This window comes from Nocardia sp. NPDC058480, from assembly GCF_042720495.1.
In the GTDB taxonomy this organism is placed as follows: Bacteria; Actinomycetota; Actinomycetes; order Mycobacteriales; family Mycobacteriaceae; genus Nocardia.
This window is the reverse complement of record NZ_JBHXMN010000001.1, coordinates 117,543-141,626: the sequence shown is the minus strand read 5'-3', so window position 1 is coordinate 141,626 and position 24,084 is coordinate 117,543. Positions and strand designations below refer to the sequence as shown.

22 protein-coding genes are annotated in these 24,084 nt (G+C 66.7%); 6 read left to right on the top strand and 16 right to left on the bottom strand.

Features of this window, described 5'->3' with window-relative positions:
* The first annotated feature begins 8 nt into the window (after positions 1-8).
* The 4 genes from mtrB to hpf all read left to right on the top strand — a co-directional run bounded on the left by mtrB (position 9) and on the right by hpf (position 5,413).
* Positions 9-1,880, top strand: coding sequence for an MtrAB system histidine kinase MtrB (gene mtrB, locus ACFWO8_RS00665; protein ID WP_378942985.1), 1,872 nt, complete (start codon positions 9-11; stop codon positions 1,878-1,880).
* Positions 1,877-3,685 carry an MtrAB system accessory lipoprotein LpqB gene (gene lpqB / locus ACFWO8_RS00660; protein ID WP_378940389.1) on the top strand — a complete coding sequence of 603 codons (1,809 nt, stop codon included), beginning with the start codon at positions 1,877-1,879 and terminating at the stop codon, positions 3,683-3,685. Before mtrB ends, lpqB begins: the two co-directional genes overlap by 4 nt.
* Before the next feature lie 200 nt (positions 3,686-3,885).
* Positions 3,886-4,530 (top strand): ComF family protein, encoded by a 645-nt coding sequence (locus tag ACFWO8_RS00655; protein ID WP_378940387.1) that lies wholly within the window; start codon positions 3,886-3,888, stop codon positions 4,528-4,530.
* 181 nt (positions 4,531-4,711) lie between these two features.
* Complete coding sequence (gene hpf / locus ACFWO8_RS00650; RefSeq protein WP_378940385.1) at positions 4,712-5,413, top strand: ribosome hibernation-promoting factor, HPF/YfiA family; 702 nt, start codon at positions 4,712-4,714, stop codon at positions 5,411-5,413.
* 49 nt (positions 5,414-5,462) lie between these two features.
* Here the strand turns inward: hpf and bluB are convergent, their stop codons facing one another.
* The 6 genes from bluB to ACFWO8_RS00620 form a co-directional block, all read right to left on the bottom strand.
* Positions 5,463-6,107 (bottom strand): 5,6-dimethylbenzimidazole synthase, encoded by a 645-nt coding sequence (bluB, locus tag ACFWO8_RS00645; RefSeq protein ID WP_378940383.1) that lies wholly within the window; start codon positions 6,105-6,107, stop codon positions 5,463-5,465.
* A 15-nt stretch (positions 6,108-6,122) separates the two neighbouring features.
* Complete coding sequence (locus ACFWO8_RS00640) at positions 6,123-7,367, bottom strand: fatty acid desaturase family protein (RefSeq protein WP_378940381.1); 1,245 nt, start codon at positions 7,365-7,367, stop codon at positions 6,123-6,125.
* Between the two features lie 97 nt (positions 7,368-7,464).
* On the bottom strand, positions 7,465-8,865 hold the full coding sequence (locus tag ACFWO8_RS00635) for a fatty acid desaturase family protein (RefSeq protein ID WP_378940379.1): 1,401 nt from the start codon (positions 8,863-8,865) through the stop codon (positions 7,465-7,467).
* Between the two features lie 140 nt (positions 8,866-9,005).
* Entirely contained in the window at positions 9,006-10,136 is a 1,131-nt protein-coding gene (locus tag ACFWO8_RS00630; protein WP_378940377.1) for a ferredoxin reductase, read from the bottom strand.
* Between the two features lie 127 nt (positions 10,137-10,263).
* Positions 10,264-10,809 carry a DUF6912 family protein gene (locus tag ACFWO8_RS00625; protein ID WP_378942975.1) on the bottom strand — a complete coding sequence of 182 codons (546 nt, stop codon included), beginning with the start codon at positions 10,807-10,809 and terminating at the stop codon, positions 10,264-10,266.
* Positions 10,810-10,819: 10 nt separating this feature from the next.
* Positions 10,820-12,232: a wax ester/triacylglycerol synthase family O-acyltransferase gene (locus ACFWO8_RS00620; RefSeq protein WP_378916778.1), complete on the bottom strand. Its 1,413-nt coding sequence runs from the start codon at positions 12,230-12,232 to the stop codon at positions 10,820-10,822.
* Positions 12,233-12,477: 245 nt separating this feature from the next.
* On the opposite strand from ACFWO8_RS00620, the gene secA reads away from it, so the two are divergent.
* On the top strand, positions 12,478-15,270 hold the full coding sequence (gene secA, locus ACFWO8_RS00615) for a preprotein translocase subunit SecA (RefSeq protein ID WP_378940375.1): 2,793 nt from the start codon (positions 12,478-12,480) through the stop codon (positions 15,268-15,270).
* A 249-nt stretch (positions 15,271-15,519) separates the two neighbouring features.
* Here secA and ACFWO8_RS00610 read toward each other — a convergent pair whose 3' ends face one another.
* Both ACFWO8_RS00610 and ACFWO8_RS00605 read right to left on the bottom strand, forming a co-directional pair.
* A complete protein-coding gene (locus tag ACFWO8_RS00610; protein ID WP_378940373.1) occupies positions 15,520-15,843 on the bottom strand; it encodes a hypothetical protein in 324 nt (107 codons plus the stop codon).
* Entirely contained in the window at positions 15,840-16,118 is a 279-nt protein-coding gene (locus tag ACFWO8_RS00605; protein WP_101466053.1) for a hypothetical protein, read from the bottom strand. Before ACFWO8_RS00605 ends, ACFWO8_RS00610 begins: the two co-directional genes overlap by 4 nt.
* A 109-nt stretch (positions 16,119-16,227) precedes the next feature.
* Here ACFWO8_RS00605 and ACFWO8_RS00600 point away from each other — a divergent pair, with 109 nt between their 5' ends.
* A complete protein-coding gene (locus ACFWO8_RS00600; protein ID WP_378940371.1) occupies positions 16,228-17,505 on the top strand; it encodes a hypothetical protein in 1,278 nt (425 codons plus the stop codon).
* An 8-nt stretch (positions 17,506-17,513) separates the two neighbouring features.
* Here ACFWO8_RS00600 and ACFWO8_RS00595 read toward each other — a convergent pair whose 3' ends face one another.
* The 8 genes from ACFWO8_RS00595 to ACFWO8_RS00560 form a co-directional block, all read right to left on the bottom strand.
* A complete protein-coding gene (locus tag ACFWO8_RS00595; protein WP_378940369.1) occupies positions 17,514-17,927 on the bottom strand; it encodes a type II toxin-antitoxin system VapC family toxin in 414 nt (137 codons plus the stop codon).
* The gene (locus ACFWO8_RS00590) at positions 17,920-18,171 is read right to left on the bottom strand and encodes a type II toxin-antitoxin system Phd/YefM family antitoxin (protein WP_378940367.1); all 252 of its coding nucleotides are present in this window, start codon (positions 18,169-18,171) and stop codon (positions 17,920-17,922) included. The genes ACFWO8_RS00595 and ACFWO8_RS00590 overlap by 8 nt, the downstream gene beginning before the upstream one ends.
* Before the next feature lie 69 nt (positions 18,172-18,240).
* Positions 18,241-19,755 carry a class I adenylate-forming enzyme family protein gene (locus ACFWO8_RS00585; RefSeq protein WP_378940365.1) on the bottom strand — a complete coding sequence of 505 codons (1,515 nt, stop codon included), beginning with the start codon at positions 19,753-19,755 and terminating at the stop codon, positions 18,241-18,243.
* A gap of 54 nt (positions 19,756-19,809) precedes the next feature.
* A complete protein-coding gene (locus tag ACFWO8_RS00580) occupies positions 19,810-20,577 on the bottom strand; it encodes a glycosyltransferase family 2 protein (protein ID WP_378940363.1) in 768 nt (255 codons plus the stop codon).
* The gene (locus tag ACFWO8_RS00575) at positions 20,574-21,593 is read right to left on the bottom strand and encodes an NAD-dependent epimerase/dehydratase family protein (protein WP_378940361.1); all 1,020 of its coding nucleotides are present in this window, start codon (positions 21,591-21,593) and stop codon (positions 20,574-20,576) included. The genes ACFWO8_RS00580 and ACFWO8_RS00575 overlap by 4 nt, the downstream gene beginning before the upstream one ends.
* A 106-nt stretch (positions 21,594-21,699) precedes the next feature.
* The gene (locus ACFWO8_RS00570) at positions 21,700-21,954 is read right to left on the bottom strand and encodes a hypothetical protein (RefSeq protein WP_378940359.1); all 255 of its coding nucleotides are present in this window, start codon (positions 21,952-21,954) and stop codon (positions 21,700-21,702) included.
* A 101-nt stretch (positions 21,955-22,055) separates the two neighbouring features.
* Complete coding sequence (locus ACFWO8_RS00565; RefSeq protein WP_378940357.1) at positions 22,056-22,922, bottom strand: hypothetical protein; 867 nt, start codon at positions 22,920-22,922, stop codon at positions 22,056-22,058.
* Positions 22,923-22,928: 6 nt separating this feature from the next.
* Positions 22,929-23,957: a 3-oxoacyl-ACP synthase III family protein gene (locus ACFWO8_RS00560; RefSeq protein ID WP_378940355.1), complete on the bottom strand. Its 1,029-nt coding sequence runs from the start codon at positions 23,955-23,957 to the stop codon at positions 22,929-22,931.
* Between the last annotated feature and the right edge of the window lie 127 nt (positions 23,958-24,084).

Below are 24,084 nucleotides of genomic sequence, written 5' to 3'. Positions count from 1 at the left end.
GCCCGATCATGGCCTGGTTCCAGGCCGTCGGGACCGCACTCGGCCATCTGTGGCGCCGGTCGTTGCAGCTGCGAGTCATCGTTTCGACGTTGACCCTGTCGCTCATCGTGATCACGATCCTCGGGGTCGTGCTGACCGGTCAGATCACCGACCGGCTCCTCGAAGCCAAGATCAACGCGGCTGTCGAGGAAATGGATCGTGCCCGCAGCACGATCGAGAACAAGATGTCGGGCGTCCAATCCGGCAACAGCCAAGAGCAGCAACTCGAAGACGCGCGAGCCGCGCTGTCCAGCCGTGGTGGCACCGGTCAGTCCAGCGGCGCGGCGGGTAGTTTCGACTCGGCGTTGGCGATGGTCGGCGGGACACCGCCGCACGAGATCGCCACCAGCTCGATCTCGGAGGTCCCGCAGGAACTGCGCCGGTTCGTCCAGCGCAACCAGGTCTCCTACCAGTTCACCACCGTCGCCGACCCCGACGGCTACCGCGGGCGCGCGCTGGTTATCGGCAGCCCGAGCGCCGAAGTCGCGACCCTGGAGATCTACCTGATCTTCCCGCTGGCCAGCGAGGAATCGAGCCTGTCGCTGATGCGCGGCACTATGCTCATCGGTGGGGTGGTCCTGCTGGTGTTGCTCGCCGCGATCACCGCACTCGTCACCAGGCAGGTGGTGCTGCCGATCCGGTCGGCGGCGCGGATCGCGGGCCGATTCGCCGACGGCAGACTCAAAGAACGCATGTTGGTGCGCGGCGAGGACGACATGGCGCGGCTGGCACAGGCGTTCAACGAGATGGCCGAGAGCCTGTCCAACCAGATCACCCAGCTCGAGGAATTCGGCAATCTGCAGCGCCGCTTCACCTCCGACGTGAGCCACGAACTGCGCACCCCGCTCACCACGGTGCGCATGGCCGCCGACCTCATCCACGGCTCCAGCGACGATCTCGATCCCGCTCTTGCCCGCAGCTCCGAACTGCTGGTCAACGAGCTCGACCGGTTCGAGGGCCTGCTCAACGACCTGCTCGAGATCTCCCGTCACGACGCGGGTGTGGCCGAACTGCAGGTCGAATCGCTGGATGTGCGGATGTGCGCGCGTGCCGCGATCTCCACGGTGCGCCACCTGGCCCGCGACGCCGAGATCGAGGTGGTGATCGACCTGCCGGAGGAGCCGGTGGTCGCCGAGGTCGACCCGCGCCGCGTCGAGCGCGTGCTGCGCAACCTGCTCGCCAACGCGATCGACCATTCCGAGGGCAAGCCGGTGCTGATCCGGATGCGCGGCGACGCTGAGGCCAATGCCGTCGCGACGGTGGTGCGCGACCAGGGCGTCGGGCTGCGGCCGGGCGAGGAGAAGCTGGTGTTCAACCGGTTCTGGCGCTCGGACCCGTCGCGCGTGCGTCGCTCCGGTGGCACCGGGCTCGGCTTGTCGATCAGCGTCGAGGACGCGAATCTGCACGAGGGCAGGCTCGAAGCGTGGGGCGATCCGGGCGTCGGCGCGAGCTTCCGGCTGCTGCTCCCGATGGTGCGCGGTCGCAAGCTCGGTCAGAGCCCGCTCGCGCTGGAACCGATGCTGCGCAAGGTCCCCGCACTGCCGGAAGTCGAACCCGAGCCGACGATCATCGAAGCCGAACCCGCCGAGCCGACCGCGCCGGCGAAGGACGCATCGAGTGGTGCCGAGCCGACGATCGACGAGCCGACGGCTGTCGATCCGGCTGTCGACGACCCGACGGCTGTGGAGCCGGGGGCCGTCGAACCGCAGGACCCATCGGCGGACGAGCCCGGCATCGAACCGCCCGCCGCGGGCGCGCACCCGACGACCAACGGCCGCGACCCCGTCACAGCCGACGCCGACGAGTCGATGCCCACCGAAACCGGAGACGGGAAGTCATGACTAGTGGTGATCGTCGGGATCGGCACGGCGCCGCACTGGTCGCGGCGGTTCTGGCCGGCCTGATGGTGCTCACCGGTTGCGCCAGTTTGCCGGAGTCCTCCGCACCCCAGGCACTCGGCACGATCAACCGCGCCCCCACCTCGGAAGGACCGACCCCGCCGATCTCCGGCCGCGACCCCGACCTGTTGCTCGGCGATTTCCTCACCGCCAGCGCCGATCCCACCAACAGGCACGCCGCCGCCCGCCAATACATGGCACCGGAGACGGCCGCCGCCTGGAACGACGAGGCGAGCACCACCATCGTCGACGACCGCCCCGACACCCTGCGCGAGTCACGCTCGGGCGACAAGGCCAGCTACGTGCTGCGTGCCCGCAAAGTCGGTGAGCTCGCCGGCGACGGCGGCTATCGCGCCACCGAGGGCACCCTCGAGAACAAGATCGAGATGAGCAAGATCGACGGCGAGTGGCGGATCACCGAGCTACCGCCGGGCGTCGTGATGGACAACGATGCCTTCGTCAAGTCCTATCACCGCTATCTCCTGCACTACATCGACCCGAGCAATTCGCTGGTCGTCCCGGATCCGCGTTGGATCTCGGTACCGCGCGCCCAGCTCACCGAGCGACTGATCAGCATGCTCGCCGAAGGCCCGCAATCCGCGATCGCCCCGGTGGTGCGCAACCCGTTGGCGCAGCCGGTTTCGCTGCGCGGTCCGATCACCAAGGCCAACAACGAACCGGGCGATGTCGGGATCGGTATCGGTGGAGTGCGCATCGACTTCGCCGGCCTCGGCGCACTCGGCCAGCGCGAGCGCGAACTCCTCGCGGCGCAGGTGGTGCTCACGCTGTCCGGCGCCGACATCCTCGGTCCGTACGTGCTGCTCGCCGACGGTAAACCGCTCGACGACCGGTACGCCAACGGGTGGTCGGTGGCCGATGTCGACCAGTACAGCGCCTCGGCGCCCGGCCAGAACCGGATCGGCCTGCACGCCCTGCGCAACGGGACGCTGGTTCAGGTCACCCCGGACGGCATCGTCACGCCGAGCGGTTCCTTCGGCGAGGCGACCAACCTGCAGTCGATCGGCATTTCGGCCGACGGTCAGTTCGTCGCCGCGGTCGCCGACTCCGGAAAACCGGCGCCCGAACCCGCCCGCACCCTGCTCATCGGCAACTACGGCGCCAAGGCGTTCGCGGTCGCCGAGGGCGCCAGCATCGCTCGTCCGTCCTGGACCAGCGACGGCGGCGCGGCCTGGACGGTGATCGACGGTGAGCGAGTCATCCGGGCGGTCACCGATCGCGCCACCGGCAACGTCTCCACCGAGGACGTCGACATCGCAGCCCTGTTGGAGGGCACCGGCGCCCCGCGGCCGCCGATCAGCGAGGTGGTGATCTCGCGCACCGGCGTACGTGCGGCGCTGATCGCCGACGGCAAGGTCTACGTCGCGGTGGTCGAACGGCGTCCCGACGGCAAGTACGCGCTCACCTCGCCGCTGCCGCTGGCGTTGGGCCTGAGCTCGCGCGCGGTCTCACTGAGCTGGGTCACCGGTGACACCATCATGGTCGCCCGCGAAGGCAATGTTGATCCGGTCTTCACCGTCTCCATCGACGGCTCCCAATTCAACGCGGTGACCTCGCAGAACCTCACCCCGCCGGTTCGAGTGGTGACGGCAGCCCCGGCCACGCAGTACGTGGCCGATTCCCGGGCCGTCCTGCAGCTACAGACCGCCGATCCGACCCGCAATGACCGTTTCTGGCGCGAGGTACCCGGATTGACCGGAGAACAGGTTGTGCCGGTCCTGCCGAGCTGAATTATTGGCGGCTGGTGCCGCAGTTCTCTGTGTCTATTTGCGGCTGGCGCCGCGGTTCTCGGCGCTTAACTCCACCTCTTCCCTCCCTACGGGCACTCCTTCGTCGCACCCTTCGGTCAGTCCATCGGCGCCAGGCGCGCCGAGAACAACGCTCGTAGAGCGACGAAGCATGTCAGTGCGCACTGCCATACTCGCTCGCTATGAAGGCGCTGCTGGATCTGATCCTGCCCGACCGGTGCGGCGGCTGCGGTTCGCCGGGCGAGAATTGGTGCGCCGAGTGCGCCGCTGAGCTCGGCCGCGGTCCCGTCCGGGTGCGGCCGCGCGCCGATCCCGGTGTGCCGTGCTGGGCGCTCGGGCCCTACACCGGCGTGGGCGGGCGGGCGGTGCTGGCGGCCAAGGAACAGGGCCGACGCGACCTCGCCGGCCCACTCGGGCTGGCACTGGCCCACGGCTTGGCCCGCTTGCGCGCCCCCGACCGCCCACTCCTGCTCGTGCCCGCACCGACCAGATCCGCGGCGGCCCGTCGCCGTGGTGGTGATCCCGTGGCACGCTCGGCCGTGGTCGCGGCACGATCGCTGATCGATTGCCGAACCGCGCCGTTGCTGCGGATGGGTCGCGGTGTACGGGATTCGGTGGGCTTGACGCAGCATGAGCGCACCCACAATCTGCGCGGCAAGATCATGACCGTCGCCGATCCGGCCGAGTGGGTCGCTATCGGTGCGAAAGCGCAGGTAGTGCTGGTCGACGATGTGCTGACCACCGGTGCCACCGCCTGTGAATCGACACGCGTTCTTAGCCGAATCGGCATAGTTCCGCGGGCGGTTTTGGTGACCTGCGCGGCTTGACGGAGGAAAGTTCGCGTGAACAGTGGCGGACTTGCCGATGGCGGACTAGCGTCGCGAGCACACACCGAACCAAGTCTGGGAGGTGGTGCCGCGGATACAGGTGCCGGGCGATTCCCGATCGGCACAGCTCAATCCCGCCGCCCTACGTTCGTAGTTGTGCGGCCATATCCGGGAGGTACGCGTGACGACTTCTTCACGGGCATCAGTGCAAGATGCTGAACCCACGGCACTACAGAACGGTGCCACCGAGACGATCGATATGGAGACCCCGAACGCCGAAGTGGTGGTCTCCGGTCGCAACGTCGAAATCCCTGACCACTATCGAATCTACGTCGCGGAGAAGCTGTCTCGGTTAGAGCGCTTCGACCCGTCGATCTTCCTCTTCGATGTGGAACTGTTCCACGAACGCAATCGTCGTCAACGCAAGGCCTGTCAGCGCGTGGAGATCACCGCGCGCGGCCGTGGACCGATCGTGCGCGCCGAAGCGTGCGCCGACAGCTTCTATGCCGCGCTCGAATCGGCCACCCAGAAGATCGAGAGCAGACTGCGCCGGTCCAAGGACAAGCGGCGCGTCGTGCACTACGGCGACAAGACGCCGGTCTCGGTCGCGCAGGCCACTGCCACGCTGGTCGACGAGTCGCTGTTCGCCCAGCCGGACGGTTCCGCTGCCCACGACCACGACGAGGCACTCGACGAGTCCGGCCCTGGCCACATCGTGCGCACCAAGGTGCACACCGCGACACCGATGTCGGTGGACGACGCCCTCTATCAGATGGAATTGGTCGGCCACGACTTCTTCCTGTTTCACGACAAAGAGACCGACCGTCCGTCGGTCGTCTATCGCAGACACGCCTTCGACTACGGCCTGATCAAGCTGGCCTAGAGCCATGACCGATCCGGGCATCCGCTTTCGGCGGGTGTCCGGATCTTGTTCAGCCGCCGAAGGTTTCGTGATGCACGGCCTCGGTCAGCGACCGTCCCGTCCGCCATCCGAAACGTTCCAGATCCGGCACCTGCTGGAATGCGCTCACCGGCCCGACACACAGCCAGGCCACCGGCTCGATTCCGGCGGGCAGGCCGACGAGTTCGCGCAGGAATTCCGGATCGTAGAACGACACCCAGCCCACCCCCACCTGCTCCGCGGTCGCCGCGAGCCACAGGTTCTGAATGGCGAGCACGGTCGAGTACACGCCGGTCTCCGGCACGCTCGCCCGACCGAGTACCTGCGGTCCGCCACGCGAATTATCGTGCGTGACAACAACACCCGTGCCGCTCTCGAGGATCCCGTCGATCTTGATCGGCTCGAATGTCGCCGCCCGCTCGGCAGGCAGCGACGCACGGAACTCGACCCGCTTGTCCGCCACATGCTCGGCGAACCGGCGCAGCGTCTCGGCCTGGCGAACCACGACGAAATCCCACGGCTGCGAGTTCCCGACGCTGGGCGCGCGATGCGCGGCGTCGAGGATCCGCAACAGGGTGTCGTCGTCGACGGGCTCGCCGGTGTATTCGGCGCGCACATCACGACGCAGACGGATCGCGTCGTAGACGCTCAGTTGGTCGGCACTCACGCCGACCATACAACCGTAGCCGCCTCAGGCCACCGTTCGGCGGGCCAGCTTACGACCGGCGGCCAGCGCGGTGCGCAGGCCCTGCCGGCGCCCGGTCGCCGGGTCGATCGTGGTGGTGGTGTTGCCGGCGAACAGGCGCTCGGACTTGGTCTCCGGCGCGTCGTCGGTGGTGTGGCGCAGGTACTTGTTCGGCAGCGAGAGCTTGAGGATGGTGCGCCACGACTTGAAGTACTGTGCCGGCATCGAACCGGTGGTGTAGGGCAGGTCGTACTTGTCGGCCAGTTCGCGCACCCGCACCGCGATGGCGGCGTACCGGTTGCTCGGCAGGTCGGGGAACAGGTGATGTTCGATCTGATGACTGAGGTTGCCGGTCATGAAGTCCAGGACCTTACCGCTGTTGATATTGGCGCTGCCCAGCATCTGGCGCAGATACCACTCACCCTTGGTTTCGCCCACGATATCGGCCTTGGTGAACTTCTCGGCGCCGTCGGGGAAGTGGCCGCAGAAGATGACCGCGTTGGTCCACACGTTGCGCACGACATTCGCGGCGAGGTTCGCGGTCAGTGTGCTCAGGAAGGCGGGCCCGGTGAGCAGCGGGAAGACCAGGTAATCCTTGGCGGCCTGCTTGCCGACCTTCTTCAGCACCACCTTGCGGTCGGCGTCGAACTTCTGCCATTCGGCGGAGTCCTTTTCCCACTTGCTCATCGCGACTTTGCCGAGCTCGAGATGCTGGATCGCGATGCCGTATTCGAAGAACATCTGCAGCAGCAGGTTGTAGACCGGGTTGCCGAGGTAGAACGGCTTCCAGCGCTGGTCGCGGGTGACGCGAAGCAGGCCGTAGCCGATGTCGTCGTCCATGCCGAGCACGTTGGTGTACTTGTGGTGCAGGAAGTTGTGGGTGATCTTCCAGTGCTCGGAGGGGCCTGCGTTGTCCCATTCCCACGAGGTGGAATGGATTTCCGGATCGTTCATCCAGTCCCACTGCCCGTGCAAGACGTTGTGCCCGATCTCCATGTTCTCGATGATCTTGGCGGTGCCGAGCAGGGCCACCCCGGCCAGCCAGGCCGGAGGCAGGAAGCTGGCGAACAGCACCGTGCGGCCGCTGATCTCGAGGGCGCGCTGTAGCCGGATGACATTGCGGATATAGCGCGCGTCGGCCGCTCCGCGCGAGGATTCGATCTCTCGGCGGATCGCGTCGAACTCCGCACCTAGAGCTTCGACATCCGCTGCGGTGAGGTGCGCGTATTCCTTGACATCCGAGATCGCCATGGCGGCTACAGTACCGTAAGTTACGAGAGCGTAGGTTGGCGATTTTCAGGACGAAATGTGTGATAAGTCCTATTGCGTAATCGAGATGTAAATGTTATCAGGCGTGGCGAGCCATTCGGCGAGCTGCTTTGTCGCGCAGCACACCCCGTTCGCGCACGGCGCGTTCGCCGAGCGCCCGCTTGGCCTCGCGCAAGGCCAGCTTCTCCTGCCGTGCTCGCGCCTTGAGCGCCGTCTTCGCCTCGCGCAGCACTTCCTTCTCGTGCCGCGCCTTGATCTCGAGCGCGACCTTCGCATCGTGCAGCGCCGAACGCAGGCCGAAACGCCTACCGGTCTCCGGATCTACCCGCAGGCTGTCGGGCAGTGAGATGCCGGCGAACTTACGCTCCGAAGACGTCTCGGGAGCATCGTCGGCGGTGCGCTTGAGGAAACGGTCCGGCAGCGCCAGCTTGTGGATGGTGCGGAAGGCCAGCAGGTACTGCTTGCCCAGCGAGCCGGTGGTGTAGGGCAGGTCGTACTTGTCGCACAGCTCGCGCACCCGTACCGCCACCTCCGAATACCGGTTGCTCGGCAGGTCGGGGAACAGGTGGTGCTCGATCTGGTAGCAGAGGTTGCCGCTCATGAAGGCCATCACCGGACCGGCCTTGAAGTTGGCGCTGCCCAGCATCTGGCGCAGGTACCACTCGCCCTGGGTTTCCCCGTCGAGCTGTTCGGAGGTGAACTTCTGCGCGCCGTCGGGGAAATGCCCGCAGAAGATCACGGCGTAGGACCAGAGATTGCGCACCAGATTGGCGGTGGCGTTCGCCTTGAGCGTCGACTTCCAGGCCGGGCCGGTCAGTGCTGGGTAGAGCACGAAATCCTTGGCGACCTGACGGGCCGACTTACGGTAGAACTCGATATCGGGCGGCGAGGTCTTCGCGCCGGGCGCGATCCCGGCCAGCTCCTTCTCGATGCCGAGATCGTGCAGTGCGATACCCCACTCGAAGGTCGCGGCCAGCAGCAGATTGGCGGCGGGCTGGGCCAGATGGACGGGGCGCCACGCCTCGTCGCGGGTCATCCGCAGAATGCCGAAACCCAGATCCTCGTCCTTGCCGAGGACGTTGGTGTAGGTGTGGTGCGAATAGTTGTGCGCGCGCCGCCACTGCGCCGACGGGCCCGTCATGTCCCACTCCCAGCTGGTGGAGTGGATCTCGGGATCGTTCATCCAATCCCACTGGCCGTGGCTCACATTGTGGCCGAGCTCCATGTTCTCGATGATCTTGGCGACCGAGAGCATCGCGGTACCGCCGAGCCAGGCCCAGCGGTTACGGCTGCCGAACAGCACCGCGCGCCCGGCCACCTCGAGTGCGCGCTGAGCCGCGATGGTGCGCCGGATGTACTTGGCGTCGTGTTCGCCGCGGGAGGTCTCCACCGATCGGCGGATCGAATCGAGTTCTTTCCCCAGTGTGTCGATGTCGGCCGCCGTCAGATGGGCGAAGGCCTGGATATCGGTGATGGCCACCGGGGGTCCTCCTGTGAGTGGTCCTAGGTCGCGCCCGTCGGAATCGATCGACGTCAGGGGCCGCAGAGATGACCGTTGGTCACGGGTTATGACCGACGCATAGCTCCGAGGGTACCCGTTGGTCGCTCCGGCAGGCGGCGCTAGATGTCCAGGGTGCAGTCGCCCGCGGCGGCGGAGATGCAGGTTTGCACCTTGTCGCCGGGTTGACGTTCGTCGCCGTTGCGCAGATCGCGGGCGTGTCCGGCGGAGATGGTCACCACGCAGGTCTGGCAGATGCCCATCCGGCAGCCGAAGGGCAACTGCACGCCGACGGATTCACCGGCTTCGAGCAGGCTGGTCGCACCGTCGACGGTGAGGGTGCGCCCGGTGGTACCGAACGTCACGGTGCCGCCCTCGCCGATCGCGGAGCGCTCCACCTCGAAGCGTTCGATGTTCAGCTTGTCGGCCACACCCGCGTTCTTCCAGTGGTTCTCGATCGCGTCGAGCATCGGGGCCGGTCCGCAGGCCCAGGTCTCGCGCTCGCGCCAGTCGGGGTAGAGCTCGTCGAGGCGGGCCAGGGAGAACAGGCCCTGCTCGTCGGTGAGTTGCAGGTGGGAGACGAAGCTGGGGTGCTTGTCGTGCAGGGCGCGCAGTTCGGCGCCGAACATCACATCGGCGTCGGTGGGCGCGGAATGGACGTGCACCACGTCGTTGACGCCGTCGCGGCGGTCCATCGTGCGCAGCATCGACATCACCGGGGTGATACCGCTGCCCGCGGTGAGGAACAGCACCTTCGTCGGCGGCGGCTCGGGCAGCACGAACCCGCCCGCCGGTGCGGCCAGCCGCACGATGGTGCCCGCGGCCACCCCGTTGACAAGGTGGCTTGACAGCTTGCCCTCCGGCATCGCCTTCACCGCGATGGAGATGAGCCGCTTGCCGCCCTCGCCGGTCCAGTCCGGGGGGCAGGTCAGTGAGTAGGAACGCCAGTTCCAGCGGCCGTCGATCAGGATGCCGATGCCGATGTACTGCCCTGGGCGGTACTTGAAATCGAAGCCCCAGCCCGGCTTGATCACCAGGGTCGCCGAGTCGGCGGTCTCTTTCTGCACCTCGACGATGCGCCCGCGCAGCTCGCGCGCCGACCACAGCGGATTGGCCAGGTGTAGGTAGTCATCGGGCAGCAGGGGAGTGGTCACCCGGGCTACCGCGCCACGCAACACGTTCAGCTTGCCGCCGCGATCGGCGACCTGCGCCGCCGGTGCTTCGAGCCATTCCCGGAACTTATTGAGGACCATGCGCTGCGATTTCTCCCTGTCGTGCATTCGAGCCACCGTGGGGTGACTCGCTCGCAGCCAGGTTACGGCATCGTAGGTTGAGCGCTAGTTGTGAACATCGGGCAACCGGGGCCGCCGACCGCCGCAGCTACAACAGCTCGAGCAGGAACGGCAGCTCCTGGGGCGCGTACCAGGCCAGCTGATGGTCCTCGGCGTCGCCGAGGACGAATTCCGCATCGGTATCACCGAGGTCGGCGGCATCGATGACGTCCACGGCCTTGGCGACCTGCGGCTCCGCCTCGGCCAGGTCGACATGCACCGCGGCGACCTGCTTGAAGCTGATCGGCCCCGACAGCTTCACCACGGCATCGTCGAGATCGGGCCGCAGCTTCGCCCCCGGCACATCCGCCGCGATCACCGCGCGCCGATACACCGGGCTACCCGGGTTGGCCGCTTCGCCCTCGGCGGCGTCGTCCGGATCGTCGAGTCCGTCGCGCTCGGCGGCGATCAGCCGCATGGAGGCCCGCGCGGCTTCCTGCATCGCCACTTCGGCGAGTTCCTCGTCGTCGCCCGCGGCGTAGGCCTCGCGCAGGGCGGGCGTCACGGCGAACGCGGTCGCGCCGAGCGGGAGCAACTGCTGCTCGTCGACGAGTTGGCGCAGCAGCGGGATCGTCGCCGGGATGTAGACCCGCATCGTGTCGTTCTCAGAGACAGGCACCGAGCAACTCCTCCATCGATTCGTGCACCGAGGCCGCGAGAACATCGATGTCGGCCATGGCGTCGCGGTCGGCGTTGAGTCCGTAGAAGACCTGACCGTCGTACGAGGTGAGTCCGAAACTCAATGTCTGATTGCGCAGCAGCGGCGATACCGGATACATCTCCAGCATGCGCGCCCCGCCGATGTACATCGCGGTCTGTGGTCCCGGCGCGTTGGTGATCACCAGATTGAAACTGTTGTCGGCGAACGTACTCGCCGCCCGCACACTCATCGCGTGCAGGCTCGCGGGCGCGAATCCGGCCAGGTGTACGAGCGTGCGGGCCCGCACGCCGCGACGTTGCCTGCCCGCGGCCTCGGTGGCATGGGAGATGTGCGAGAGCCGCATCGTCGGATTCGGTTCGCCCACGGGCAGATCGATGAGGAACGAGGACACCTCGCTGGCCGGGGTGAGCTGGTTGTCGCCGTCGACGTAGACCGACATCGGCACCACCGCGCGCAGATTGGTCGACTCGACCAGCGCCTCGTTGCGTGAGAGCAGCCAGTTTCGCAGCGCCCCGGTGACCACCGCGAGCACCGCGTCGTTGATCGAGCAGTCGAAATGCCTGCGGATCGTGCGGTAGTCGTCCAGATCGGTGCGCACCACGTCGAAGCGGCGGCTGCGCGAGGTGCGGGCGTTGAGCGGGCTGTCCGGCGCCGCGCTCGAGGTCGCCGCGCGCACCACATTGGCCGCGGCCTTCACTGCCATCCGGGTGCCGCGCACCACCCCGAACGCGTTCGATCCCGCGTCGCGCATCACGCCGTAGGCCTCGCGTGGCTGCGCGGCGAGCTGCGACAGCGCCCCGGCCAGCAATTCCACATCGGTTGGTTCGCGCGGCGCACGCCACGAGTCGTCGGCCAGTTCGCGCGGCAGCGGGGAGTTGTCGAGGATCACGTGCCCGATTTCGAGGGCGGTATCACCGTCGACGAGCGCCGAGTGCGACTTGGTGAACACCGCCGCGCGCCCGTCGGCGAGCCCTTCGATCAGATACATCTCCCACAGCGGCCGACCCTGATCCAGGGGTCGCGACGCGAGCCGGGCGACGAGATCGTAGAGCTGGCAGTCGCTGCCCGGACCGGGCAGCGCGGAGCGGCGGATGTGATAGCTGATGTCGAAACGGCTGTCCTCGACCCATACCGGCCTGCCCATGGCGAGTGGGATCTCGCGCACCTTGCGGCGGTAGCGCGGCACCAGCGGCAGCCGGGATTCGACCAGGTCGACGAGGCGTTCGTAGTCCAGTACCTGGCCCTCGGCGTCGGGAGAGGAGTTGTTCAGGATCGCGAGAGAGCCGATGTGGATCGGGTTGCTGCTCGACTCGAGCCGATAGAACGACGCGTCCTGCGGCGTCAATCTCGTGATCACGCGCTCCGAAGCTCCTTCCGGTGCCGTAGCACGCTTCGCGCGCCCATGGCGCTGATCGGGCACGCGCTACATCCTACGTCACGGCAGGTGAATCGCGGTGCCGGGCAAGGAGGCTCGCCGAGCGTCGTGACCTGGGGTAATGACTGCACCGGTACGTCGGGCACGGGTCCGCGCCGCCGGGTACGGTGGTCTGCGGACTACCATCGCCGTTGAACACAACTCCGACCAGAGGACTGACGAGACCCGTGCCTGCGCTGACACTGACGAGGTTGCTACGGATTGGTGAAGGTCGCATGGTCAAGCGGCTCTCGAACCTCGCCGATGAGGTCATCGCGTACGGCGACGAGATCGAAGCGTTGACCGACGCCGAGCTGCGCGCCAAGACCGACGAGTTCCGCCAGCGCTACGCCGACGGGGAAACCCTCGACGACCTGCTGCTCGAGGCCTTCGCCGTGGCGCGTGAGGCGTCCTGGCGCGTGCTGAACCAGAAGCACTACAAGGTCCAGATCATGGGCGGCGCCTCGCTGCACCTCGGCAATATCTCGGAGATGAAGACCGGTGAGGGCAAGACCCTGACCTGTGTGCTCCCCGCGTACCTCAACGCGATTTCCGGTGACGGCGTGCACGTCGTCACGGTCAACGATTACCTCGCCAAGCGCGACGCCGAGTGGATGGGCCGCGTGCACCGCTTCCTCGGTTTCGAGGTCGGCGTGATCTTGGGCGGGATGACCCCGGCCGAGCGCCGCGTGGCCTACGCCGCCGAGATCACCTACGGCACGAACAACGAGTTCGGCTTCGATTACCTGCGCGACAACATGACTCACTCCCTGGACGATCTCGTCCAGCGTGGTCACAACTTCGCCGTGGTCGACGAGGTCGACTCCATCCTCATCGACGAGGCCCGCACCCCGCTGATCATCTCGGGCCCGGCCGACGCCTCGTCGAAGTGGTACGCCGAGTTCGCGCGCATCGCACCGCTGCTGAAGAAGGACGTCCACTACGAAGTGGACATCAAGAAGCGCACCATCGGCGTGCACGAGCAGGGCGTGGAGTTCGTCGAGGATCAGCTCGGCATCGACAACCTCTACGAGTCCGCGAACTCGTCGCTGGTGAGCTACCTGAACAACTCCATCAAGGCCAAGGAGCTCTACCAGCGCGACAAGGACTACATCGTCCGCGACGGCGAAGTGATCATCGTCGACGAGTTCACCGGCCGCATCCTGGTCGGTCGCCGCTACAACGAGGGCATGCACCAGGCGATCGAGGCCAAGGAGAAGGTCGAGATCCAGCCGGAGAACCAGACCCTGGCCACGATCACCCTGCAGAACTACTTCCGCCTCTACAACCGCCTGTCCGGCATGACCGGTACCGCCGAGACCGAGGCCGCCGAGCTGCACTCGATCTACAACCTCGGCGTGGTCCCGATCCCGACGAACAAGCCGATGGTCCGCAAGGACCAGGCCGACCTGATCTACAAGTCGGAAGAGGCCAAGTTCGCCGCCGTCGTCGACGACGTGACCGAGCGGCACGAGAAGGGCCAGCCGGTCCTGATCGGTACCACCAGCGTGGAGCGCTCGGAGTACCTGTCCAAGCAGTTCACCAAACGCGGTGTGGCGCACTCGGTTCTGAACGCGAAGTTCCACGAGCAGGAAGCGCAGATCATCGCCGAGGCCGGTCGCCCCGGCGCGGTCACCGTAGCCACCAATATGGCCGGTCGTGGTACCGATATCGTGCTCGGCGGCAACGCCGACATCATCGCTGACATCCTGCTGCGCAAGCAGGGCCTCGACCCGGTGAACACCCCCGACGAGTACGAGGCCGCCTGGCACTCCGCGCTCGAGCAGGTCAAGAAGCAGACCGAGGAAGATGCCGAAACGGTCTGCGAGGCCGGCGGTCTGTATGTGCTCGGCACCGAGCGTCACGAGTCGCGCCGTATCGACAACCAGCTGCGTGGTCGTTCCGGCCGTCAGGGCGACCCGGGCGAGTCCCGCTTCTACCTGTCGCTGGGCGACGAGCTGATGCGCCGCTTCAACGGTGCCGCGCTCGAGTCGATCATGACGCGCCTGAACCTGCCCGACGATGTCCCGATCGAGGCGAAGATGGTCTCCAAGGCCATCAAGAGCGCGCAGACCCAGGTCGAGCAGCAGAACTTCGAGATCCGCAAGAACGTTCTGAAGTACGACGAGGTCATGAACCAGCAGCGCACCGTGATCTACGGCGAGCGCAACCAGATCCTGCGTGGCGAGGACATGGAGGGTCAGGTTCAGAACATGATCACCGACGTGACCACCGCCTACGTCGACGGCGCCACCGTCGAGGGCTACGTCGAGGACTGGGATCTGGACAAGCTCTGGACCGCCCTCAAAACCCTCTACCCGGTGAGCCTGGACCACAAGGAACTCACCGGCGAGACCGCCACCGGCGACGCGGGCGAACTCTCCCGCGACGAACTCCGCGAGACCCTCCTCGAAGACGCCCACAACGCCTACGAGAAGCGCGAACAGGAAATCGACGGCCTCGCGGGCGAAGGCGCCATGCGCAACCTGGAACGCCAGGTCCTGCTCTCGGTCCTGGACCGCAAGTGGCGCGAACACCTCTACGAGATGGACTACCTCAAGGAGGGCATCGGCCTGCGCGCCATGGCCCAGCGCGACCCGTTGGTCGAATACCAGCGCGAAGGCTTCGACATGTTCGCCGCCATGCTGGAAGGCCTGAAGGAGGAGTCCGTCGGCTTCCTCTTCAACCTCCAGGTGGAAGTCCAGCAGCCCCAGCCCGAAGGCGTCTCCATCGACAAGGGCCTGCGCTCCCCGGTCGGCGCGCCGGTCCAGGACGCCCCCGTCCAGGCCCCACCGGCCTTGCGGGCCAAGGGCATCACCGACCAGCCCGCCCGCGCGATGAACTACTCGGGCCCCGCCGAAGACGGCCACGCCGAATCCCATTCCGACGCCCAGGAATACGGCGGCGGCCAGCAGTCCGGCACCCGCCGCGAGCGTCGCGAAGCGGCCCGCACCGATTCGAAGGGCAAGCGCCGCCGCTGAGGCAGAGCTAGCTGATCAGCATGACCGAGGCCTCCGCTTTGCGGGGGCCTCGGTCGTCTTCCCGCTCTCCTGAATCCAGCCCCCTCGGTGACAGCTGTCGCGCCGCCTTGGAAGCCGACAATCGCTGGATCGCCCCCAGCACTGGACCGTCGAAGTCCTTTCGGTGATTCGCCGCTTCACCGGTGCGGGCACCATCAGCACCGACCAAGCGGCCCGAGCGGTAGCCGGCCTGAATGGCGGGTTCGCTCTTCAACTCGCCCGGTGGATCGGGTGGACTCGGGAGAGGGCGCGTTTGGCTTCGGCGAGGGAGATCATTTGGTCTTCGTCGTCGATTTCGGCGACGGCCGCTTCGGCCCATTCTCGGAGCAAGGTCGATACGCCTACGCGGCGTTCGTCGGCGAGGGATTTCAGGCGGCTGTGTAGGCCGAGAGGGAGGCGGATCGACGTGGTCACCATGATGTCTTCGTTGACCGGAAGGCGTGGTGGGGCGTCGGTGGGCTCGTCGGAGAAACTCAGCCGATCCATGAAGTCGGCGAGTTCTTCTCTGCTGGACGGAAGTCCTGGCTCGCTCATGATTGGCTCCCACTTTCCCACTGCTCGAATTGCGCCAGTTCCTCGGCGCGCATCGTGCGTGCGCCGATGATCACCCACGTCCAGTCCTCCCGCTGTCGCATCACCACGATCAGCGGGCGGCCGGCTGTGGTGCGCCCCCACACCGTCAGAACGGTCACCTGGCCGTCGAAGGCCGGGCGTGGCCACCGTCGTGACGCTGCGAGGACCTGCCGAACCTCGCTGGGTTCGATGCCGATCAGGTGAGCGATCGCCCAATCAGGCCACTCGAAACCCATAAGTCCATAATACGCATGTAGTAACGCCATGTGAAAGTGCTGAGGATCGAGCGGGCGTCGGTTCGTTACGCTCGGCGGTGACACAATTGCCGATACACAGGAGGCCGCGATGGGTGAGGTGATGCGGCCGCTGTCGGCGTCGGAGCGGTGGTTCTGGCTCGTCGATCAGTTGTCGCCGGCTAATTGCGTCGTCCGCTTGCGGGTGCGCGGCTCGATCGGTGCCTACCGCCTCGAAGCGGCCACCGACGCGCTGGTCGCGGAGTTTCCGCTGCTGCGAACAACGGTGGTCGACGGCCCGCGTTTCGCCCCGTCCGCCGACCCGCACCTACCGGTCCTGCACCGCATCGCCGAAGACCCCGACGAGTGGCGCACGGTCTTCGACGAACAATTGGCCGAGTCCGTCGATCTGGCAACGGAACCCGGGCGCCTCATCGATTTGGTTTGGCGCCCAGGCACTTCCGAGGAACACCACGACCTGATCCTCGTGTTGTCCCACGTCCTAGTCGACGGACGCTCGATGACGTCGTTGGGTTGGCGAATCCTCGCCTACGCCTTCGGATCTCCCGTCCCCGCCGCCTCGCGCCCGCCGATCCCAGCCCCCGACGACCTCATCCCGCCCGCACACACCCGACTCCTACGCTGTCTACGCACCAACATCACCGGCCAACTCACCGCCATGGCCCGCCGCCCGGCCAGCCTGCCCGGCACCCCGCCGCCGCTCCCGATCCGCCGCACCCGCACCGTGATTCGCACCATCGAGGGGGCAACCCTCACCGACCTTCGCACCCGGTGCCATCAGCACGACGTCACCATGAACGCCGCGCTGTCCGCTGCCCTGGCCAACGCCCTCGGCGAACTCGCCCCCCAACCTTCCGGCGTAGCGGGCATCGGCATCCCCGTCGACGTCCGCTCCCGCCTGAACCCACCCCCGGACGACGACGAGCCCGGCATGTTCACCGCGGTAGTCCCCACTTTCGTCCCCTACGGCCTGTCTCACTCCCTCTGGGACGCGGCCCGCGCGGCGAAAACCCAACTGACTCAACGACTGGCGAAGAACAACGACCTCACCGCCCTGGCCGCCATCCGCTACGGCTGTCCCCGATCACTCGAATCCGGCAGGCGCACCATCGAACTCATCGACCGCCGCGCACCGTGGAACGTCACACTCAGCAACCTCGGAAAACTGACCCCACCCGAAACCCCTGAGCCCCTAGACATCACCGCCCTCACAGTCGCCGGAACGAACTCCTGCGCCAGTGCCCTCACGGTCGCGGTAGCTACCCTCGGCACCACGATGTCGGTCACCTTCTGCTACGTCGACGCCATACTCCCGCATGCAGCCATCGAATCTCTGGCAGACCGAACCATCCGCTCCGTCACCTGTTGATTCGGCGGCTACACAGCGACGATGTTGAGCAGCGGACCGAGCCCCTTGAAGTCGTCGGGATTTCGGGTGTAGAGCGGCAGCGCATGCTGGACCGCGGTGGCCGCGATCTGCAGGTCGGCAACCCGGCGCCGGGGTTTGCGGCCGATCTGCTCGACCAGTAAAGCCAGCGACCCGTACACGTGAGCTGTGTCGATCTCGAACGGGAGTGGATCGAAGGACCTGACAACCCATTGGAAGCGGAGTTGGCGCTGTGCCTGGCGCACCGGGTCCATGGCGGCGTGGATGCCGGCGGCGAGTTCGGCCACGCTGACGGCGCTGATCGCAGCGTCTGCGTCTGTAGGCAGGCTCGATTGAACATCGCTGTAGTCGATGAGCACCGACGTGTCGAGGAGGATGTGGAGGGGCTCGGCTGGCTCACTCACCGTCGGGCATTTCCGGGTCGATCATCGCGTCCAGGTCGGCACGCCACTGCTGGTAGTCGACGCGCGGGAGTCGGGCGCTCGTGCGCGCCAGCTCGGCGACGGGCACAAAGGTCCGTCGAACGAGGGGCTCGAGCTTGGCCACGGGGTTGCCATTGCGAGTGATGATGAAGCTCTCGCCTGCTTCGACCGCGGCGAGCACTTTTCCGCTGTCGTTGCGAAGGTCGCGTTGCTGGATCTGCTTCATAGAGGCAAGTGTACTCACGACTGCTACGTTGTGTACATAATGCTACAGCGGGTTCGCGCGACTGTCCGACTAGGCGAGCAGCCCGCGCACCATCTCCCGTAGTGCCGCCCGGTCCGGCTTGTTCGTTCGTCCGCTGACCGGAATTCGATCCACCACCACGATGTCGTCGGGGACGGCGGTGGTGTCGATGACCCGCGGCAGTCGTTCGTGAAGCAGCGCCGCGATGTCCCCGGATCCCGGTTCCGCGACAACGGCGAGCACGATCCGTTCGTCACCGATCTCGTCCGGCAGACCGACCATGATCGCCTCGCGCACACCGTCGATCGCGGTGATCACGGGCTCATACAACCCTGGGTAGATGTTCGTCTTCCCCCGGATCATCATGTCCTTCTTGCGTCCGGTGAGGACCAGTTCCTTGCCGTCCCAGCGGGCGAGGTCGCCGGTCGCGATCTCGGTCAGCGGCTGGGCGCCGAGATAGCCGCGACATAGGTTCGGGCCGGACAGCACGAGTTCGCCGTCGTCGGCGATCCGCGCCTGCACACCCCGCACCGGGGAACCGAGCAGATCCCCGTCGTGCGCGAGCTTGGCGGCGCCGGTCGCTACCGCCACCGGCAGAATCTCCGTCATCCCGTAGATCGCCAGAAACTCGGTGTCGGGCAATGACTTCCGTGCCCGGCGAAGGAGTGTCGACGTGACCGGCGCGCCGCCGAGGGCCACCTGACGGAGATTCGGTGGCGCCGTGAGATCGCCGGCTTCGATCGCGTCGAGCGCGACAGCGAGATCGGCCGGGGTGTAGAACGCGTGCGTCGCGCTTCGCAGATTCTGCGTGAATCGGACCGGGTCGATATGGGTACCGAACCGTGGATATCGCGGCATCGCCCACCGTGCTCCCGCCATCAAGGCGGGCAGTCCCATCATGAGCTGCTCGGTGTGCAGGAAGGCGCCGGGCGCGAGATCGGTCTTTCCGCCCATCGCGGCGAGCCCCGCACTCAGCGAAGCACGGGTGTGCACAACGGCTTTCGGTTCGTCGGTGGTTCCGGAGGTGAACACGATCAACGCCGCCGCATCAGGCTTCGGGGCCGGCAGGACGGTCTGGCGCGCATCGCCGGTGAACCGCCGCAACGGAATCGACCCGAACGGTGTGCCGGGCACCCACACCCCACTGTGGATGTGCCGAACATCGAGCGCGCCGAACCGGGGCAGTTCCAGCCCCTTCTTGCGGCCGAACCCGGCAAGCGGCCCACTCACGGCATACAGCAGTGATTCCGTTGCTGCCCAAGTAGGTTCGACCACGCCGACCCGTTTGGCGAAAAGCTCCGGCCCCACACCGGGGTCGACGAACACGATCGTTCCGCCCGCGGCGATCACCCCGAAGATCAACATCACCGACGACACGCTCGGCCGGATCGAGAACAGCATCCGATCACCTGCCGAGAACCCGGCTTCGCCGAGGTTGTTCGCCACCCGGCCGACGGTGTCCACCAGTTCCCGGTAGGTGAGCGCACGCTTGCCGACCGTCCCGAGTGCCGAGGCATCCGGAATCCGTTCAGCTTGCGCCCCAAGCCGTTCGAGAAAGTCGGTCATCGGTGGTCCCCCTCGGTAGTCGAGCACGGCGTGCGGGCATGACGGGCGCGACCCTCACCGAATGTCGACCACTTCGGGCCGATACCGATGGTCGGCATACCAGGCGAGCGTCTTGCGGATTCCCCAGGCGCGTACCCGCCGATTCGAGCCGAACACCCGCACGTCCCGACGCAACCCGTAGTCGGTGGTGATGGTCCGCACCGCGTTGACCAGTGCCCGGTCCTCGTGCAGATCCTCGATCGCGGTTCGCGGGAATCCTCCTGCGGCAATATATAATTCGGCGGTTATCGCCATATTGCAGCCCGGTGTCATCACGTAGGGCCCGAGATACTTCGGGTCCCGGTTACCCGAGCGCACCTTGCCGAAGGTCGACGCCACTTCCAAAGCCACCCGAATGATCGTGCGGTCGATCCAGGAAACGCCTTCGTCGGTGCGCGGAATCAGCTGACCGCTGACCAGTCGCAGCCCGGAGCCGAACCCGGCTCTGATCCGCGCTGTCCAGTCGGGCGCGGGCAGACAGTCGGCGTCGGTCCGTGCCAGGTAGGTCGCGCCCTGTGAAATCGCATGGCGCATACCGGTATCGGCGGCAGCTCCGGTGCCTTTCTGCTGCTCGTGGATCACCATGATGCGCGGCACCGGATGTGCTGAAGCGAACGCGCGGACCACCTCGACGGTCCGATCGGTCGAATTGTTGTCGACCACGACCACCGTGAAGTCCGTGTCCTGTTGCGCGGCAATGGCAGCCAGGGTCCGGCCGATTCCTCGTTCTTCGTCGAAGGCGGGAATCACCACCCACAGCGATTCCGGTTCACGATTACTCACAGGTCCTCCAACAGCCGATCGAGCCCGCCGACCTGGGCGACCCAGCGATGGAAGTTGTCCAGGCCCGTCGAGAACGGGACGTCCGGCCGATAGCCCAGTTCACGCTCGGCTCGCGAGATGTCGTAGGTCGCCGACCGGGTGACGAGCGCGACCGCGTATCGCGACAGTGGGGGAGTCCACCGCTGCGCGACCGCCGGTATCCGCCACAGCGTTTCGATCGCCGCCAGCGCCCCGCCGAGGACGGGCGCGGGCACCGTGACACTCGGCCGGGCCAACGCGAACCGTTCGGCCACGGCGTCCAACGTCGGCCACACCGACACCGGTTCCGCATCGGCGACGAAATATGCGCGTCCGCCGACATTCTCGGCTTCCAGCACGAGACCGACGGCATCGACGAGATGGTCGATGTAGCACAGCGAGGCCCGAACATCGCGTCCGCCGGAAAGATCCGGCAACCGGCCCGCACGCAACTTCGCCAGAATCTGCACGATCGGCCCGCGCCGATCCCCCGGCCCCCAGACCGCCCGCGGCCGCAATGAACACGTCGTGAACCCGGGCGCGTTCGCCGCGAGCACCAATTGCTCGGCGACAGCCTTGGTTTCGCAATAGCTGTTCAGGAACCGCTCGGGATAGGGCACCGTCTCATCGATCCCCACCTGATCCCCGCCATCGGGCGCCATCAACGCACTCGGACTCCCGATGAACACGAACCGCTCGACCCCGGCCGCCGCGGCTTCCTGCACCAGCCGATCGGTCCCCGCCACATTCACCGCGAAGAACTCGGCGGGTCGACCGAATTCGCCCAGCAGGGCAGCCGCGTGTACAACAGCCCGTACCCCGGTCACCGCACGCGCCAGCGCGGTGGTATCCCCGAGATCGGCAACCACGACCTCGGCACCCTCCGGTGCCGCCGCTGAATCCCGGACCATCGCCCGAACCGGCACCCCCCGTTTCAGCAGCCCACGCACGATCGCCCCGCCGACGAACCCTGTTGAGCCTGTCACCAGCACAGTCATGGCGCCAAGCTATACCGTCGATGCGAGCTCCAGCCGGACAGAGTCGAGGTGCTGTACCCCCACGGGCCGAACCCCGTGGTCGCACTATCGCCGCCCGGCGCATCGATCACTGCTCGCCCTCGCCCAACGTCTTCCACCAGGTAGCCCCGAACAGCATGGTCATCACGGCGGCCCGGCCGGGCGAGATCCCCCGCTCGGCGGCCACTTTCCGGGCAGCCGGAATCTGCGCGGCGTGCACCCCGACGCTCAACACCACATCGATCCAGAAGGCCACCCGCAACCATCGGGCCCGGAACGGCCGCACCACACCGACGATCAGAAATATCCAGCCGATCACCGGAATCGACCGCAGGGCCAGCACCGTGCCCCGGCTGGGTACTCCTGCCGAAGGATCGTCTGACGCGCGATGGCGACCGTGCCGCGGCGCATTCACCGGATCCGGAACAACATGCAGAGACCGTGTCACCGCACACCAACCCCTCGATAGGTCACAGCCGCGGCGGTGGGTCCACCGTCAGCGGCGACGAACAGCAACGGCCGATCGGCCAGTCCGGCATCACGCGCGGCCACGAACGCGGCGGTCAGCGCGGACGTGTGTGCGTCGGCGGCGAAGTCGTCGGTCACCACCGCGCCCACGCCGAGCTGGGCAGCCAGTTCCCCGGCGAAGTCCGCCGTCGGTTTGCCGCACAGCAGCACCACCTGCGCAGCGTCGATACCGTCGGCGGCCAAGGCTTCTCGCGCCGCGATGGCGGCGTGTTCGACGAGCTCCGCTGTCCCGGCGAGCAATTCCACCGTCAACGACGAGCGCCCTTCGGCTCCCATCGCGGACAACTTCACATACCCCTGTGGATCGGGCAGCACGTCACCGGCGCTCACATGGACGCTGCCGAAACCCGCGGCTTCAGCGGAATTCTCGAGTACGAAGGCCGCCCCGACAGGCTCGAACGCGAACTCCGCATCGGCCAGCCCCGACGGATGCGCATCCCCGGAGACCACCACCACATGCCCGGAAGGCAGGTCGGCGAGCAGCGAGGCGGCCACTCCCACCGCGTTCACCACCCCGCAGGCGCCGTTCATCAGATCGAACGACAGACACGGCACATCACCGCGCCGGTAGTCCAATCCGATCCCCGCCGCCTGCTGGATCAGCGCCGCGACCGCCGGTTCCACGAGGTTCGCATCGCGGTAAACGCCCACATTGATCAGCGCGTCGACCTGATCGGGCTGACAACCAGCCCCCGCCAACGCCGTGCGCGCGGCGTCGGCCGCCTGTCCCACCGAGCTGACGCCGCCGCTGCGCGTCACTGCCGAAGAAATGATGATTCCCATACTGTCCTATACCCGCAGATCGCCGATTGTCACCGACAAGAATCCGGCGACCACCCCGGAGGCCGCCGGTACCAGCAGAACCTTCGACCCCGGCGCGATCAGTCCCTGCCGCAGCGCGTCGTGCAACACCACGAAATGTGAGGTCGACGCGGTGTTGCCGTATCTGTCCAGCACCGCGAGCCCCGGCGGCATCGCCGCGTCGAATTCGCGCTCGGCGATCTTGTTGATCAATTCCACGGCAGGGCCGCTGAATTGGTGATGGATCAGGTAGTCGTAACCCTCCTCGGCGAAGCTGGAACCGCGGGCGGCGAGGAACTCCAGCTGCCGCGAGGTCCACAGCAGGTACCTGGACTCGTTGTGCATCGCGCGGTTGTCGGTGTAGAGCGCGACCCCCGGCCCCTGATCGCTCGGCATCCCGAGGCACAGCTTCGCGAAAGCGGCGCTGGTGTTGAGCTCCACGTAGTCGAGCCCTGGCCCGTCGGTACCGTCGAGCACCACGGCCGCGCCGGCATCACCGACGGTGAGCGAGGCGAATTGCGGGTCGTACTTCTGCGAGATCTCCCGCACCGCGGTATCGGCGATCGGCGTGATGCATTCCCCCGACACCACCATGCCGCGACGTACCGCACCGGATCGAATCATCCTGTCCAGCAGGAGAACTCCGGTCATCATCCCGGCGCACGCATTGGACACGTCGAAGTGGATCGCCCTGCCTGCCCCGAGCGCGGTGCGCAGCATCAGGGCGAACGAGGGTTCCAGGCAGAAGTCCTCGCCGCGGGTCCTGGTGATCGAGCAGGAGATGATCACGTCCAGATCGGCGGGGTCGTAGCGCGAATTGTCCAGCGCGCTACGGGCAGCGGCGAGGGCGATGGTGAACGAGTCCTCGGATTCGCCGCGAACCCTGCGCGCCCTGACTCCGCTGACCTTCTCCAGATCCAGCGGTGCGTCGACTGCCAGCTGTGCCAGCAACTCCGCCGTGGTCACTTCCCTGGCCGGCAGATACGCGCCGACGGCTTCGATTGTCGATCTCACCATGCTTGTTCACTTCCAGATATCGCGTGATGCACAGATCACCACCAGCGCATCTCGCCGATCCTAGCCACAGACCTTCACTAATCGGGCCGGGTCGATTAGATTGTGCCGGGGTGTGGAGCTCTGCCCG

Coding starts and splice junctions, on each gene's coding strand:
- mtrB (WP_378942985.1), top strand. CDS start 9: ATGGCCTGGTTCCAGGCCGTCGGGACCGCACTCGGCCATCTGTGGCGC.
- lpqB (WP_378940389.1), top strand. CDS start 1,877: ATGACTAGTGGTGATCGTCGGGATCGGCACGGCGCCGCACTGGTCGCG.
- ACFWO8_RS00655 (WP_378940387.1), top strand. CDS start 3,886: ATGAAGGCGCTGCTGGATCTGATCCTGCCCGACCGGTGCGGCGGCTGC.
- bluB (WP_378940383.1), bottom strand. CDS start 6,107: ATGGTCGGCGTGAGTGCCGACCAACTGAGCGTCTACGACGCGATCCGT.
- ACFWO8_RS00640 (WP_378940381.1), bottom strand. CDS start 7,367: ATGGCGATCTCGGATGTCAAGGAATACGCGCACCTCACCGCAGCGGAT.
- ACFWO8_RS00630 (WP_378940377.1), bottom strand. CDS start 10,136: ATGGTCCTCAATAAGTTCCGGGAATGGCTCGAAGCACCGGCGGCGCAG.
- ACFWO8_RS00625 (WP_378942975.1), bottom strand. CDS start 10,809: ATGCGGGTCTACATCCCGGCGACGATCCCGCTGCTGCGCCAACTCGTC.
- ACFWO8_RS00610 (WP_378940373.1), bottom strand. CDS start 15,843: ATGAGCGAGCCAGGACTTCCGTCCAGCAGAGAAGAACTCGCCGACTTC.
- ACFWO8_RS00605 (WP_101466053.1), bottom strand. CDS start 16,118: ATGGGTTTCGAGTGGCCTGATTGGGCGATCGCTCACCTGATCGGCATC.
- ACFWO8_RS00600 (WP_378940371.1), top strand. CDS start 16,228: ATGGGTGAGGTGATGCGGCCGCTGTCGGCGTCGGAGCGGTGGTTCTGG.
- ACFWO8_RS00590 (WP_378940367.1), bottom strand. CDS start 18,171: ATGAAGCAGATCCAGCAACGCGACCTTCGCAACGACAGCGGAAAAGTG.
- ACFWO8_RS00585 (WP_378940365.1), bottom strand. CDS start 19,755: ATGACCGACTTTCTCGAACGGCTTGGGGCGCAAGCTGAACGGATTCCG.
- ACFWO8_RS00575 (WP_378940361.1), bottom strand. CDS start 21,593: ATGACTGTGCTGGTGACAGGCTCAACAGGGTTCGTCGGCGGGGCGATC.
- ACFWO8_RS00565 (WP_378940357.1), bottom strand. CDS start 22,922: ATGGGAATCATCATTTCTTCGGCAGTGACGCGCAGCGGCGGCGTCAGC.
- ACFWO8_RS00560 (WP_378940355.1), bottom strand. CDS start 23,957: ATGGTGAGATCGACAATCGAAGCCGTCGGCGCGTATCTGCCGGCCAGG.